Below are 14,498 nucleotides of genomic sequence, written 5' to 3' on the forward strand. Positions count from 1 at the left end.
GTCGGTCATGCCTCTGTCTGCCGATGGAGTGGCGGGTGCCGTGGCAGTCCGGCTCATCTCGGGTGAACGCTGTGGCCGAGGGTGAAGTCGGCGGCGCGTTTGCCGATCATCATCGTGCGGCCGGTGGGGTTGCGCGTCGGCAGCGGGCGGACCGACGCGTCCGCGGACCACAGGTACTCGACGCCGTACACCCGCAGCGTCGGGTCGACCACTGAGCGGGTGTCCACTCCCATCCGGGAAGTACCGACCTGGTGGTAGCCGGAGACCGTGTGCGTACGGACTGACTCCCGCATGTCGTCTCGGCCCCGGACGGTTTCGCGCCGGGGACGGCTTCGTCCTTGTGCAGCGCGGCGAGCGCGCGCTGCTCGCCGATCTCAGGGATCTGCAGCATGACGTCGGTCAGGACTTCCAGGTCGTAGGGCTTGTTGTTGTAGTAGCCGAAATCGATCCGCGGCTGAGCGGGCGGAGCACTTGGCCGGTGACCGAGAAACCGTTCTCCGGCAACGGGTGCCCTTCGAGGAGTGGGGAGATGTAGGTGAGCAGCATCGGCTGGACGTTCGGTGCGGCAGCCCGGGACGGGTGCGTGCGAAGACCGCCGGTACCAGGCCGTTGACCTGCGGAGCCACCGGTTCGACGGTCTGGAAGACCATCGGTGTGGACACGTGGTCCTGCAGATTCTGCCCGACGTCCGGTAGGTACGCCTGCACCTCGATCCTCGGCAAAAGCTGTGCGTCGAGCGCGGTTTCCGGACTCGACTTGATGACCAGCGTGCAACCGAGGGCGGGTGCCGGCCCGTACTTGTGTGCACCGGTGGTCTGCGGGTGTTCCATGGGATGATCGCGGCGACGGCACCGACCGGCTGCCGTGCCACCTCGACTTCGGCCGTCAGCCCTTGCCGGACGCTCTCCAGCACGAGTTCGCCGGTTCGCCGGAGATTGCGGCGCACAGCCACTCGATCGCGTTAGCTCGCCTTTCGGGCGACCCATGTGCCCAGCCGGCCGGATCGTCGAACGCCTGACGTGCGGACGATACCGCGAGGTCGACGTCGGTGTCCCGCGCCTCGGGCACGGTCCCGATGATCTGCTCGGTGTCGGCGGAGACGACCTCGATCGTCGACTTCGTGGACGTGCGCGCCAGGCACCGCCGAGGTAGAGGTATTCGTAGCTCTGGTCCATAGCCTCTTCCTCGGGGTGCTTTACCGCGGCCGGGTGTCCTCGGTAAGCGGGCCGGAACGTTGCTTCGCGGCGTCCGCGGTCAGGTCCACGTCACGGGTCTCCGGCCCCATGAGGGCGCCGACGATGACGAAAGCTCCGGAGAGCACCATGAATACGATCGGGGTGTAGCCGTAGGGCATGATGGCGGAGAGGCCGAGCATGTAGAAGCCGGAGAACGACGGTATGACGATGGCCAGGCTGTATCCGATGCCGTATCCGGAGGCGCGGATCTCGGCGGGAAATCGTTCCGCGAGGTAGATCATCGAGATGGCGAACGGCGAGCCCGCGATCAGCAGGGTCACCACGCACCAGAGCATTGTGGTGATCACCGGTTGCCCAGTGAGCGCTGAGTGGCTCATCAGAAACAGCGTGCCGGTGCCGGGCAGGGACAGGGTTGCACCGGCGACAATGAGCATGCGGCGGCGACCGTAGCGCTGCCCGAGCAGCGCCCAGGTCAGATACGCCGCGGCCAGCATGACTGTCCCGATCAGCAGCGTCGTTGTGACGGTTCGGGCCGGGAGCCGGAAGTAGTTCTGCAGGAGTCCCGGCAGTGAGCCCACGACCGCTTGTACCGCGAGCCACATGCCGGTCTGAAGGATGAAGACCTGTTCGAGGATCCTGGCGTTCCCGCCGCGGAAGAGCTGCCGTAGCGGTGCGGCGGCGCTGGTGGCTGTCTTCGCCTTCCGCCAGATCTCGGATTCTTCGACTTTCCGGTAGTAGAAAAGGAAAGCGATGCTCACCACGGTGCCGACGAGGAACGGGATCCGCCATCCCCACTGGACGTAGGGCGAATACAGGTCGTCGGCGGGAAGCAGGGCCAGCAGCAGGAATGTGACGACGGAGATCGCGACGTAGCCGATGCTGTATGAGCACATGATGAGGCCGCCGACCAGGCCACGCCGGTGCTTCGGTGTCGCTTCGATGGCGAGTGGGTTGGCACTGGAGTATTCCCCTCCGAGGAAGATGCCGCCGACGAGGCGGGCCGCGAGGAGCAGTACCAGCGAAAGCGATCCCCAGACCTGGTAGCCGGGCAGGACGCCGATCAGGAAAGTGACGACGGCCGCGCCGCCGATCGCGACCATCGTTGCCGGCTTGCGCCCGAAGGTGTCTCCGAGGTGGCCGAAGAGGAACGCGCCGATGGGCCGGCCGAGGAACGTCGCGGCGAGAATCGCGAAGCCGATCGTGGCGATCGTGGTCGGGGCAAGGCCCGCGGGTTGGAAGTACCTGATCGCGGGGGTGAGCGCGACGGTGGGCAGGAACAGATCGTAGTAGTCGACCGACAGGCCGAAGATTGCTCCTACGAGCGCCTTGCGGCCCTGGGGGGAGGTGCGGTCGTGCCCATTGCGCTGCTCGGTCATCACGGCTCCTTCAACGCGCTCGACACAGATTTCCTGGGTTTGTTCCCGGGCGCCGGCGACGGTCCGGCGGGGCGTCCGGGTTTTCGGACGCCGTTGCCGCCGAGATGCGTGCGCGGCAGCGGTCACCAGCCGACCGGGGCGAGCGCGGCCGGATCGGGCCGCGCATCGGGGTTCCAGTCGGCGGCGACGATGCGCACCCCGTTGGCCGTTCCGGCGTCTTCCGAGAGGAGGAAAGCCACCGGGTCGGCCATCACCTCCGGGTTGATCAGGCGTACGTCACCGGACCGGCTTTGGGCGGGTACCATGGGGGTGTCGGCGGTGCCACCTGGAACGACGACGTTGACGGTCACTCCCGTTCCCTTGCACTCTTCGGCGAGGATCGCCGTGGCCGCTTCGAACGCCGCTTTGCTGGGGCCGTAGGTGAGGAAACCGAGGCGCAGCATGGTGCCGAGACCGGTGGTGACGTTGACGATCCGGCCCCATCCGCGTGCTCGCATGCGCGGCAGCAGTTCCATGGCCAGCAGCGTCGGCGCAAGGGTGTTGGTTTCCCATGAGCGCCGCAGGTGTTCCTCCGTGACTTCCTCGGCGAGAATCGGCCTGGTGACGAAATCCGGCCGGACGATGCCCGGCCCGACACCTGCGGAGTTGACGATGCCGTCGACCCCGCCCCATGCGGCGTCGACCTCTGACACCGCGCGGGCGCGCGCGGCCGGATCGGCGAGATCGGCCGCCGCGGCAAGGGCCTCGCCGCCCGTGGCACTCGCGAGGTCCGCGCTGACCGAGGTGAGCCGGTGTTCGTCCCGATCGACGAGTGCGACGCGGAAGCCGCGGCGCAGGAGCTCTCGCGAAATGATCGTGCCGAAGCCCCCGGCCGCACCTGTCACGAGGATCCGGCGAGTCACGCCGCACCTTCGTCCATCGTGGTCTCGAACTGGAGCCGGTTGAAGCCGGCGCTGATCGGCTTGACGAAATCGTCGATCAGCTTGAGGTGCTCTGGATGGTCGCGGTAGGACTCGTACGCATCGAACGAGTCGAAATCCGCGATGAGCAACAGAGCAGCGTTGCCTGCCTGTCGCCCGAGGTCGCGGATTACTTCATAGCGCCGGATCTCACTGAGCCGCTCTGGTAACGCCCGGATTCCTGCGGCCAGCCGCTCGATGTCCTCACCGGTTGCGGATGGCTGTGTGCTGAGCAGGAAGACGTGCCTGATCATGCAATCTCCTTGACGGTGCCGGGCAGGGGCGGATGTCATCCGGCTTGCCTCGTGCCGGACGCGGACGTGCGGTGCCGGTTCCGTGCCGCGGCGATGAGGTGCCTGCGGACGGTGAGCAGATCGGATGAGGCGTTGAACGCGGTTGCTCCCACCAGGCGATCACCGTCGTGGTGGGTGAACAGCGTCCGCCCTTGCGCGCTGTCGCCCTACGGGTGGCGGAGCCGGTCTTCCCGGCGTGCTGGATGCGCACGCCGTGTTGGTCGGACCACACGTATTCACAGTTCCTGAACGGGCTTCTGACGTCGAAGCAGAGGGTGTGTGCGACGTGCGCAGCCTGCTCCCTGGCTGCTGTCCAGTGTTCGCGCCGGTGTCGGCGGCCGGTTCCGCGTCGCGCCACCGCACGACGTCACCGATGGCGAACACGTCTTGGGCACCCGCGGCACTGCGGTCGGCGTTACAGAGGACGACGTCGTCGATGCGCAGACCCGAGTCGGCAAGCCAGTCGGTCGCCGGGTTCGCACCGCTTCCGACGACCACGACGTCCGCGGGGATCGTCCGGCCGTCGGAGAGGACGAGTCGTTCGACGCGGCCGGCACCGAGCACGTCGACCACCGTGGTTCCCAGCATTAGGGAGACTCCGTTGCCGCGATGGGGTTCTGCCGCTTCCTCGGCGACCTCGCCCGGCATGACCCGGGCGAGCAGGCGCGGCGCGGCCTCGACGATGGTGACGTCGACACCGCGAAGCCGTGCGCTCGAGGCCATTTCCCCGCCGATGAAACCACCGCCGATGACGACGGGATGACGGGCGCCGTCCAGCGGGCGGGACAGACCTTCGGCGTCCGCACGCAAACGGAGATGATAAACGCCGCCGCACCCGGTGAAGGTGGGCAAATTCCGGGCGAGCGCACCGGTGTCGAAGGTCGAATCCCCGGCAGAAGTCCGGACGGTTTTGTGCACCGTGTACATCGATTCCGCCCGGCAGCCACGCGAAAGTTCGATGTCGAGGTCGGCAAGCTGTTCCTCGTCGATCAGCAGCGACGCGCCGGCTGGCTCCGGATCAGACAGCGCTTCCTTCGACAGCGTGGGCTTGTCGTAGGGCAGACAGGGCTCCGCGTCGAGCAGTCGGATCCGTCCGCTGAAGTTCTTGCGACGCAGTGTCCGTGCAAGCCGGACGCCGGCCACCGAGGTGCCGATGACGAGTACGTCGCCGGCCATCACGGGCGGCGGAGCGTGATCGCGCGGACGGGGCAGTCGGCGGCAGCCTCTTCGAGCTCCTCGTCGTCCGCTGTCTCGGAATTTCCGCCGGCCCGGATGACGGCGATGTTCGTCTCGGGATCGAGGTCGAAGACCTCAGGCGCGGCGACGATGCAGTTTCCGTATCCGTTGCAGGCTTTTTCGTTGATCTCGATGGAGTACGACACGGCGTTACCTTCTTGTCGTGCGGACCGTCCCACCCGCTCGGCAGTGACCGGGTACGGGAGGACTGGCGTGATCCGTTCTGTGCCCGGGACGCGGTGGCCTGTTCAGGCGGCCACCGCTGGTCCAGCTCGTACGGTACTCCGAAAACTGAGGTCGTCAACATGTTGACGAATTGCTGCGACGGAGTTACTGTCGATGGCGTCAGCACCGATTTGTAACGTGGAGGTACCGTGGCGGTCTCGCTGAACCACACGATCGTCCTATCGAAAGACAAGGTCGCGGCGGCTAATTTTCTCGCCGAAATACTGGGCTTGGAAACCAACGCTTGGGGTCCTTTTATCCGCGTGCATACCGGTGAGACGGACATCGAGTTCATGAACATCGAAGACTCCGCGTGGAATGATCACATCACCCCGCAGCATTTGTGCTTCCTGCTCTCGGAGGACGAGATGGACGTGCTGCTGAAAGGGCTGCGGCGGCACGACGTACAGCCGTACGAGGACATGTTCTACGAAGAGCCGGGCGTGAACAACTATTACGGCGGCCGGGGATGCTACATCCGGGACGCGGTGGACGGACATCTCTTCGAGTTCATCACCGCGCCGTATGAAGGCAAGCCTGCGAACATCGAAAAGGGCCGCTGGCGGGACCCGGTGGATCCCACGGCCGTCGGGGCCTGAAGCAATGCCAGTACGCCGGTCTCGCGAAGCGCACGCAGGGCAAGGTTGGGGTACGGGACGTGGGGACCCGCCTCCGGTGCGGCGGACGAGATGGCACAGGTCCCTGAGCGAAGACCGGCGCCCGACATCCTGGTCAACACCGCGAAATGAGGTGGACACGGCGAATCCTCGACATTTCCGAGCAGAAGTGTGACCGCAGCCTCGCGGTTGGCCTGAAAAGCTATTCCCTGACCTGCCAGTCGGTCGGTGAGAGGATGTCGAGGCGCGGCTATGGCAAGATCATCAACATCACGTTCAGCATGGGTGTGCTGGGGGCGGACAGTTCGCTTCCCTGGCGTGCTGACCGGCGAATATCGACGGGCCCACTCGGTCGCCCAGGCGTCCGTACGACCTGGTCGGCTCCGCCCTCTTCCTGGCCGGCCCCGGGTCGGACTTCCTCACCGGTACCGGTTTCTAGGCCGATGGTGGTTAGACCTACGCCGCGGTCACCGACGACGACTTCTGCTCGGTCAGTCCTCGCTACATCGATGAGGCGCAGCGCCGCGTCCACAATGGCGTGTTCAGCCATCGGCGGATCGACCAGCACGTGCGGTGCCCTATTCCCCTTCGGGCATAAGGAAGTGACGTAGATGGACGAGAACGATACGTGGATGGCACCCGGGCTGCTGGGCAGCCGGGTGGGTGTCGTCACGGGTGGCGGCCGTGCGCGAGCCATCGTTCTCGATGCGACCGACGTTGTCGCGGTGAATGCTGTTATCGGCACCGAACCGCGGACCGACGATCTGTCCGACAGCGCCGGGATTCGTCGAGCCGGCGCGGTCGCCGAAATCGGGGACGAGGTCTGGAACGCGCTGTTCGGCATGAATGTCAACGGCGCGCTGCGGGTGCCGCGGGCAGCGTATTCGCTGTTGGCCGCAAGCGGTGCCGGATCGATGGTCAACATCGGTTCGCTCAGCGGCGCCTCCGCTTACCCGGACGGGCGTGCCTACGGGTCGAGCAAGGCCGTGCTGATCGTGCTGACCCAGCGACTCGCCGCGGGATGGAGACGTGCCGGGATTCGCGTCAACAGCGTCAATCCCGGTCCGATCAGTACCCGTTGCTGCTGGCGACGCAATGTCCCGAAGCGCTTGCCCGGTGGGTGGCACAGATGCTGCTCGATCGCGTTCCCGATCCCCAGGACGCTTGTCCGATCGGACGAGCCGACATCCCAGGATGCTGGATCTGTACCGGCGCGGCGAGTCCAAGCTCGACGAGCTGGTCACGAGGCAGTACCGGCGCGACGCCGTCGCGCAGGCTTTCCGGGACCAGTCCGCGGGGGAACTCGTCGTCGGCGTCGTCCTCTTCGACTGATGTGCATTGTGACGCCTTGGAGGTTCGATGAGCACACCTGAAGCCGGTGGTCCGCTGAGAGGGACCAGGGTGATCGAGCTCGGCACAGTGGTGGCCGGGCCGTTCGCCGGACGCGTCCTCGCCGACTTCGGTGCGGACGTCATCAAGATCGAGGCGCCGGACCGGCCGGATCCGCTGCGCGACTGGGGCCAGGCCGCGTACAGGGGCCACCGGTTGTGGTGGACAGTGCACGCGCGCAACAAACGGTGCGTCACCCTGGACCTGCGGTCGCGGCGTGGTCAGGACTTGCTGCTCGAATTGGTCGCGACTGCCGATGTGCTGATCGAGAACTTCCGGCCGGGCACGCTTGAACGCTGGAATCTCGGCTGGGAGCGGCTTCGGACGGTCAACCGGGGCCTGGTCCTGGCGCGGCTGTCCGGCTACGGCCAGACCGGGCCGTACGCTGGCCGGCCAGGCTACGCGTCGGTGGCCGAAGCGATGAGCGGGCTGCGGGCGATCAACGGCCATCCCGGTGAGGCACCACCGAGGATGGCGGTGTCGCTGGGCGATTCGCTGGGCGGAATGGTAGCCGTACAGGGCGTGCTGGCCGCGCTGCTGCACCGTGCGCAGACCGGGGAGGGCCAGGTCGTCGACATCGCGCTGACCGAGGCCTGCTTGGCGGTGACCGAGTCGCTGGTCCCGGAATACGACCGGCTGGGCCGGGTTCGCCGACCGGGCGGCACCCGCCTGGACGGGATCGCTCCGTCTAATCTTTTCCGCTCCGCGGACGGGCAGTGGGTCATCGTCGCCGCCAACCAGGACACGATCTTCCGGCGGCTGTGCACGGTAATGGGCAAGCCCGAGCTGGCCGACGATCCGCGTTTCGCCGACCATCGGGCACGGGGCGAGAACCAGGACGAGATCGACGACCTCGTGGCCGAATGGGTGTCCGCCCGTACGGCGAGCGAGGTGGCCGCACGGCTGGAGGAAGCCGGAGTCGTGGTGGGGCAGGTGTACACGGCCGCCGACATCGTCGCCGATCCGCACTTCCGTGCGCGCGGCGCGCTGGTCTCCCACCACGATGAGCGGGTGGACGACGACGTGCTCGGGCCGGGAATCGTCCCCGTCTTCTCCCGCACACCTGGCCGGGTGCGCTGGGCAGGCCCGCCGGAGCCCGGGACGCACAACGACGAGGTCTACCGGGAACTGCTCGGGCTGACCGCGGACGATCTCGAAGATTTGGCTAAGGAAGGTGTCGTATGACCGGGCCTCTGCGTGTACCCGAGTCGATCCGGCTGCGCGAGGTCGGCCTTCGGGACGGCCTGCAGATCGAGCAGCCCATCCCGACGGCGGCGAAGCTGAGACTGCTGGAAGCCCTCGTCGCGACCGGTGCGCGGCGTATCGAGGCGACCGCGTTCGTGTCGCCCAAAGCGGTGCCCGCGCTCGCCGATGCGGAAGAGGTTGCCGCGCATCTTTCCGAGTACCCGGGAATCGAGTTCTCGGCACTGGTCGCCAACCCTCGTGGCGCACACCGGGCGGTCGACGCCGGCGTGACGGCGTTGGAATACGTGGTTTCGGCCTCGGACGGGCACAGTCTGGCCAACGCTCACCGCACCACCGCACAAGCGTTGGACCAAGTCGGCGAAGTGGCGTCGGTCGTCCACGGTGCCGGCGGTACCTGTGAGGTCATCATCGCCGTGGCCTGGGATGATCCTTTCGACGGGCCCACCCCGCCGGGCGGCGTCGTGGCACTCGCCCGGCGGGCGGTGGACAGCGGAGCGGACCGGCTCTGCCTCGGCGACACGATCGGTACGACGACCCCGGTGCGGATGGCCGAGCTGGTGACCGCTGTCCGGACGACTTGCCAGGGGACCCCGCTCGGCGTGCACCTGCACGACACCCGCGGCGCGGGCTTGGCGACCGCGCTGGCCGCGATGCAGATCGGCGTACTGGACCTCGACGCGTCGATCGGAGGACTCGGCGGATGCCCCTTCGCTCCTGGAGCCAGCGGCAACATCGCTACCGAGGAGCTCGCCTTCCTGTGCCGCGAGTGCGGCATTGAGACCGGGCTTGACCTGGAGCGGCTGCGTGCTGCCGCGGCACTGGCGCAGGAGGTCGTCGGCCGGCCGCTGGAGAGCGGCGTGCTGCGCGCCGGCGACCGGTCTCTCGCAGCCGTGCGCCGTTGATCTCAGCCGTGCCCACCTTTGCCCAAAACAAGGGGAACCGACGATGTGGGCGTGACCCGTTTTGGCGGACATCCGAGATCAGGATGCGTGTGCCTCCGGAAGGATGTCGTTCATCATGGAGACTATGGGCAAGAAGCCGCTTCGGGCTCGGCGTTCGTTCACGCGGGATTTCAATGAGGCTTATTCACCGTGGATAAGCCTCACGGGGTGCGTTTATCGATGGGACGTAAAGGAGAATGCTGGGACAACGCGGTCACCGAGTTGTTCTTCGCCACAATCAAAACCGAACTGATCGACCGGCATGGCTGGCCGACGCGGACCGCCGCCCACAAGGCGATCTTCGTAGACATCGAGGCCTGGTACAACACCCGCCGACGGCACTCCCGCCTCGGCTACCTCAGCCCCGACGCTTACGAAACCAACTACCACGCGACCGAAGACACCACCAAACGTCAGGTAGCCTGACACCGCCGCACCGACCCTGTTCGTCAAAACGGGTCGGCCCCGCCGATGCCGGTGACCGTGCTGCACGACTCCGAGAAGCAGTTCGATTGCGCGGTTCATGAGGGCTACGGCCTGTCCGAGATGTTACCGGTCGCCTCGCCCAACCAGCCGGGCCACGAGTGCAAGCCGGACACGATTGGTTCCCGTGCCAGCTGCGAAATGCGGGCTTGAGCGAGCAAGTCGGTGCGGAGGTCATACTCAAACCGCGCCGAGCGGTGTTCCCGCCGAAAACGCGAACTGGAGAACTCGAGGTGGGGGCTCACTCGCCATTCGGCTGCGCGGCAAGCCAATGGTCGAGCTCCAGTGCCAGATGCACCGCGAGTGGACGCTCCGAGGAAGGGCGGGGCAGGAGGCTCTCCGCACGGGCAAGCCGGTTCAAAACGGTATTGCGGTGCGTGAACAATTCCTTCGCGGTGCTGGTCGCATTGCGTTCATGACGCAGGTACGCGAGCATCGTTTCCCGGATTTCGCGCCGTTCGCCCATCAGACCGCCCAGCGTCTGCTGGAGGAAATGCCTGACCCGGTCGGGATCGACGCTGGCGAGCACGACCACCTCGATGTCCTCGTAACTGGTGAAACGTGGTGGCTCCGGCAGGCGCTGCGCGAGTTTTCGCGCGTCGATCGCCTGGCGGTGCGTGAGGCCGAAACCGGCCATCCCGTACGCGCTAGCCCCGATGGCCACGTGGATCGGCCGCTCGATGACGGTGACGGCGTCGCGCAGCGCGCGGAGGTTCAGCGGCGACGGCGCATGCGACCAAGCCCACAGGCTGCTGCCGCTCACCGGCAGTGCGAGCGGACGACCGGCACCGGCCGCACGAGCCAGCTGGTTCGCGGTCTTCTCCAGGCTGCCCTGGTCGACCTCGCCATCGGCCCACAACACAAAACCGATGTGCTGCGCCGCCAGCTCGTAGCCGAGACGCTTGGCGGCGCGCTCTTGGGTGATCGGCGCTCCGTCCAGGATCAGGCGCACCGTTTCCAGCCGCATCGATGTCCCGTCGCTGCGCAACTGGTCACGTTCGAGGCTCACCTGCGCCTCAACGTTGACGAGAATGTCGTCGAGGAAACCGAAATAGGAGCGCGCGGTGGCGTCCAGTGCTTCACCGAGGACACCGGACCACTCCGGCTTGCCCGCGCTCATGGTGCACAGCGTCCGCATCCAGCCGAGCCAGCTCGTGTTCTGGCCTTGCCGATATCCCGTCCACAGCACCTCCCTGTCTAGTCCGCGGCGGATGACGTCCCTGGCGATCTCCAGTGCCTCCGGTGTCAGATCGGTCCCCACCGGCTCACCGGGATACCGGGCCATGGTGACTAGCCATCGCGTGATGTTGGCGTTGCTGGTGGCCCGCGCCGATGCGGCGAGGTCCGCGTCCGCGTCCACAACCGGTAAGGCGTCGAGAATGGCCTGGCCGGTGGCTGCGAACAATTCCGCCGGGTCGTGGAGCAGGTGCTGTGCTGTGGTGGCCACCAGCTCGGCTGCAGGCCCGCTCAACGGCTCCCATCTCGGTGGTGGCACCTCGCGATTGTGCATGGTGCACACCGGGCTGTCAAAAGTATCCACCACGCCCACCTGCCGGGACCGTTGGGCTGGGTTTGCCCAGGGCGTGCTTGTAGTGCTTTGTTAGGTGTGTCGTTGTGGCTGGTCAGGTGGTTGATGTGATCTCCTGTGCGGGTGCTTTCGGAGGAGATGGACGAGGTTCGTCCGGTGATCGAACAGTTCGCTGAGCGGATGTTCGGTGGGTTCGCGCGGCGTGATCAGCGGGGGAAAGGTGAGCTGTATCTGCGTGGGCTGATGCTGGACGGCAAACGCAAGTCGATGCAGCCGATGGCGCAGCGGCTTGAGGTCGATCATCAGCAGTTGCAGCAGTTCGTCACCACCTCGACCTGGGAACACGTCGAGGTCCGGCGACGCCTGACCGGATGGGCCGGGGAGTTCATCGCCCCGGATGCCCTGGTCATCGATGACACCGGGTTTCCCAAGGACGGCAAGGATTCCCCAGGTGTGGCGCGGATGTATTGCGGTGCGCTGGGCAAAACGGGGAATTGCCAGGTCGGGGTGAGCGTGCACGCGGTCACCGACTGGGCCTCGGCCGCGATCGACTGGCGGCTGTTCCTGCCCGAGTCCTGGGACGACGAGAAAGCAACCGACGGCGGGGCCGCGGCCGAGATCCGGCGTCGGCGGGTACGCAGTGCGATCCCAGACGAACTGCGACATCGGGAGAAGTGGCGGCTGGCGCTGGACATGCTCGACGAGGTCATCGGTGAGTGGGGACTGCCGAGCCGGCCGGTGGTGGCCGACGCCGGCTACGGCGACGCCACCGAATTCCGGCTCGGCCTGACCGAACGTGGCCTGACCTACGCCCTCGCCGTCAGCCCGACCGCGACCGCCCACCCCGCCGAGGCCGCGCCGGTGACCCCGGCCTGGAAGGGCACCGGCCGCCCGCCACAGCCGCGCTACCCCGACCCGCCACAGGACCTGAAATCCCTCGCGATGGCCGCCGGACGATCAGCAGGCCGGTACGTCCTCTGGCGACACGGATCACGCAAGACTCCCGGCAACCCCACCGCGAGCATGCGCTCCCGGTTCCTCGCGCTGCGCATCCGCCCAGCTAACCGCAACATCCCCCGCGACAGCGACGGCAGCCTGCCCGAATGCTGGCTGCTGGCCGAGTGGCCTCCCGGCGCACCCGAGCCCACCGACTACTGGCTCTCCACCCTCCCTGCCGACACGAAACTGCGGGACCTGGTCCGGCTGGCCAAAATCCGCTGGCGCATCGAACACGACTACCGCGAACTCAAAGACGGCCTCGGCCTGGACCACTTCGAAGGCCGCTCCTGGCTCGGCTGGCACCGCCACGTCACCCTCGCCGCCGTCGCCCAGGCCATCTGCACCCAGCTCCGCCGCACCCCAAAAGCCCCTGCGCAGGCCTGACCCTCTACGCAGTCCTGCGCGAACTCCAGACCCTGCTCGCGGCCTGGACCGGCACCTGCCACACCTGCCGACAACCCATCCAGCCCCGAACACCACCACAGAAACCCCAACTCAACAGCACCTAACAAAGCACTACTAGGCACTGTGCACAAGAGAGATCGAAAAATCTGTGCACTGTATTGTGCAGTTTGCCCGTACGCTCCAACCTGGCAGGTGTTGCGGCGCAGGTAACCGGACCCGGGCAGGACGGGCGCGCCACCCCACCCATCCGCCCATTGTCAGGAGAGTATGTTCGTGATCGACATCAGTGAGATCGACCGGATTTTCCACGGCCTGCACGGTCGTCGTCGCGCAATGCGCCACACCACCGCCGCCGAGCGCATCGAGCGGCTCGAGCGACTACGTCGCGAGCTCCTTGCTCGCCAGGAGGACATCGCCCGGGCGATCAACGCCGACCTCGGACGTCCGATCGAGGATCGCTCGGAGGTGGCCGCACTACAGTCCAACATCGACAAGGCCAGGGACAACCTGGCCGCCTGGATGCAGCCGCAGCCGGTCGAGAAGTCGCCATCGTCGCCGGAGGCGGAGCGCGTGTTCGTGAAGTACGAACCACGGGGAGTTGTTCTGCTCTTCTCGACCTGGAATTTCCCCCTCAGCATGTTCTTCTCGCCGCTTATCCAGGCGGTCAGCGCCGGCAACGTGGTGCTCGCCAAGCCGAACCCGGTGACCCCGGCGACCGCGGTAGTGATCGAGGAGATCGTGCGCGCGGTGTTCGACGAGCGCGAGGTCGCGGTGATCAACGCCGATGAGATCGCTACCCCGGACGGTCCGCGCGATGCGAACGACATCGTACTGGACCTCCCAGTCGATCACATCTTCCTCACCGGAAGCCCCCGGGTGGGCAGGATCATCGTGGAGAAGGCCGCCCAGCACATGGCGTCGTTCACACTGGAATTGGGCGGCAAAAACCCGGCCATCGTTGACCGGACCGCCGACCTCGACCATGTCGCCGAGGTGTTCGTGACAGGGAAGCTGTTCAACCACGGGCAGAACTGCCTCGCGGTCGACTACGCGTGGGTACCCGAGGCGCTGCGCGACCAGCTCGTCGAGAAGTATGTCGCGGCAGTCCGAAAACAGTACTACGAGGACGGTGTCTACCGGTGGCGCCAGGACAGCCGCCTGGTCGACAAGCGCAACTACGAGCGGGTCAAGGGCTACCTCGACGAAGCGATCGCCGCCGGTGCAAAGGTAGCTTTCGGGGGCGGTACCGACCCGGAAAACTTCGTGATCGAGCCGACCGTTCTGGTCGACGTCCCGGCGGGCAGTAGGATCATCCAGGAGGAGCTGTTCGCGCCGATCCTCCCGGTGCTGACCTACGTGGACGAAGAAGAAATCTACGAGTACGTCGACTCCCTCGGCAAGCCGCTCGGTCTCTCCGTGCACTCCCGGGATGAGGCTTTCATTCAGCGCGTTCTTGACAACACGACCTCTGGTGGCGTGACCATCAACGGGAGCAACCTCCACTGGTCCGAGGAGAACCTCCCGTTCGGCGGGGTCAACAGCTCCGGTTTCGGTCGATACCACGGCATCTGGGGCTTCAAGGAGCTGTCCCACCCGCGCGCGGTCTTCCACGCCGCCGTCCGATGACCGGGTCGTGGCCGGCGCG

At 66.5% G+C, this 14,498-nt stretch carries 14 protein-coding genes and 2 pseudogenes; 8 read left to right on the top strand and 8 right to left on the bottom strand.

Features of this window, described 5'->3' with window-relative positions; all coding sequences use genetic code 11:
* Nucleotides 1-53: 53 nt before the first annotated feature.
* From BJY18_RS35320 to BJY18_RS35350, 7 genes and pseudogenes are all read right to left on the bottom strand, one after another.
* Nucleotides 54-320: pseudogene (locus BJY18_RS35320) on the bottom strand (GMC oxidoreductase); the annotation flags it as partial.
* 565 nt (nucleotides 321-885) lie between these two features.
* Complete coding sequence (locus BJY18_RS38190) at nucleotides 886-1,158, bottom strand: aldehyde dehydrogenase family protein (protein ID WP_184785045.1); 273 nt, start codon at nucleotides 1,156-1,158, stop codon at nucleotides 886-888.
* A gap of 37 nt (nucleotides 1,159-1,195) precedes the next feature.
* Nucleotides 1,196-2,698: an MFS transporter gene (locus tag BJY18_RS35330; protein ID WP_184784159.1), complete on the bottom strand. Its 1,503-nt coding sequence runs from the start codon at nucleotides 2,696-2,698 to the stop codon at nucleotides 1,196-1,198.
* Nucleotides 2,695-3,474, bottom strand: coding sequence for an SDR family oxidoreductase (locus BJY18_RS35335; protein ID WP_184784160.1), 780 nt, complete (start codon nucleotides 3,472-3,474; stop codon nucleotides 2,695-2,697). Before BJY18_RS35335 ends, BJY18_RS35330 begins: the two co-directional genes overlap by 4 nt.
* Nucleotides 3,471-3,785 (bottom strand): Dabb family protein, encoded by a 315-nt coding sequence (locus BJY18_RS35340; RefSeq protein ID WP_184784161.1) that lies wholly within the window; start codon nucleotides 3,783-3,785, stop codon nucleotides 3,471-3,473. The genes BJY18_RS35335 and BJY18_RS35340 overlap by 4 nt, the downstream gene beginning before the upstream one ends.
* Nucleotides 3,786-3,944: 159 nt before the next feature.
* Nucleotides 3,945-5,000, bottom strand: coding sequence for an NAD(P)/FAD-dependent oxidoreductase (locus BJY18_RS35345; protein WP_246459071.1), 1,056 nt, complete (start codon nucleotides 4,998-5,000; stop codon nucleotides 3,945-3,947).
* A complete protein-coding gene (locus tag BJY18_RS35350; RefSeq protein WP_184784163.1) occupies nucleotides 5,000-5,206 on the bottom strand; it encodes a ferredoxin in 207 nt (68 codons plus the stop codon). Before BJY18_RS35350 ends, BJY18_RS35345 begins: the two co-directional genes overlap by 1 nt.
* A gap of 228 nt (nucleotides 5,207-5,434) precedes the next feature.
* Between BJY18_RS35350 and BJY18_RS35355 the strand changes: the two genes are divergently transcribed.
* The 6 genes and pseudogenes from BJY18_RS35355 (at nucleotide 5,435) to BJY18_RS35375 (ending at nucleotide 9,864) form a co-directional block, all read left to right on the top strand.
* On the top strand, nucleotides 5,435-5,884 hold the full coding sequence (locus tag BJY18_RS35355; protein WP_184784164.1) for a VOC family protein: 450 nt from the start codon (nucleotides 5,435-5,437) through the stop codon (nucleotides 5,882-5,884).
* A gap of 650 nt (nucleotides 5,885-6,534) precedes the next feature.
* Nucleotides 6,535-6,972: pseudogene (locus BJY18_RS38195) on the top strand (SDR family NAD(P)-dependent oxidoreductase); the annotation flags it as partial.
* 124 nt (nucleotides 6,973-7,096) lie between these two features.
* A complete protein-coding gene (locus BJY18_RS37300) occupies nucleotides 7,097-7,234 on the top strand; it encodes a hypothetical protein (RefSeq protein ID WP_246459073.1) in 138 nt (45 codons plus the stop codon).
* 27 nt (nucleotides 7,235-7,261) lie between these two features.
* Nucleotides 7,262-8,476 (top strand): CaiB/BaiF CoA transferase family protein, encoded by a 1,215-nt coding sequence (locus BJY18_RS35365; protein WP_184784166.1) that lies wholly within the window; start codon nucleotides 7,262-7,264, stop codon nucleotides 8,474-8,476.
* Entirely contained in the window at nucleotides 8,473-9,399 is a 927-nt protein-coding gene (locus BJY18_RS35370) for a hydroxymethylglutaryl-CoA lyase (RefSeq protein WP_184784167.1), read from the top strand. The genes BJY18_RS35365 and BJY18_RS35370 overlap by 4 nt, the downstream gene beginning before the upstream one ends.
* A gap of 207 nt (nucleotides 9,400-9,606) precedes the next feature.
* Nucleotides 9,607-9,864, top strand: coding sequence for an integrase core domain-containing protein (locus BJY18_RS35375; RefSeq protein WP_312874071.1), 258 nt, complete (start codon nucleotides 9,607-9,609; stop codon nucleotides 9,862-9,864).
* Nucleotides 9,865-10,162: 298 nt separating this feature from the next.
* Here BJY18_RS35375 and BJY18_RS37895 read toward each other — a convergent pair whose 3' ends face one another.
* Nucleotides 10,163-11,470, bottom strand: a complete 1,308-nt coding sequence (locus BJY18_RS37895; protein WP_184784169.1) for a PucR family transcriptional regulator — start codon at nucleotides 11,468-11,470, stop codon at nucleotides 10,163-10,165.
* Nucleotides 11,471-11,572: 102 nt separating this feature from the next.
* On the opposite strand from BJY18_RS37895, the gene BJY18_RS35385 reads away from it, so the two are divergent.
* Nucleotides 11,573-12,832, top strand: coding sequence for an IS701 family transposase (locus BJY18_RS35385; RefSeq protein WP_446680360.1), 1,260 nt, complete (start codon nucleotides 11,573-11,575; stop codon nucleotides 12,830-12,832).
* A gap of 294 nt (nucleotides 12,833-13,126) precedes the next feature.
* On the top strand, nucleotides 13,127-14,479 hold the full coding sequence (locus BJY18_RS35390; protein ID WP_184784170.1) for an aldehyde dehydrogenase family protein: 1,353 nt from the start codon (nucleotides 13,127-13,129) through the stop codon (nucleotides 14,477-14,479).
* The last annotated feature ends 19 nt before the right edge of the window (nucleotides 14,480-14,498 follow it).

Source organism: Amycolatopsis jiangsuensis (assembly GCF_014204865.1).
Taxonomy (GTDB): Bacteria; Actinomycetota; Actinomycetes; order Mycobacteriales; family Pseudonocardiaceae; genus Amycolatopsis; species Amycolatopsis jiangsuensis.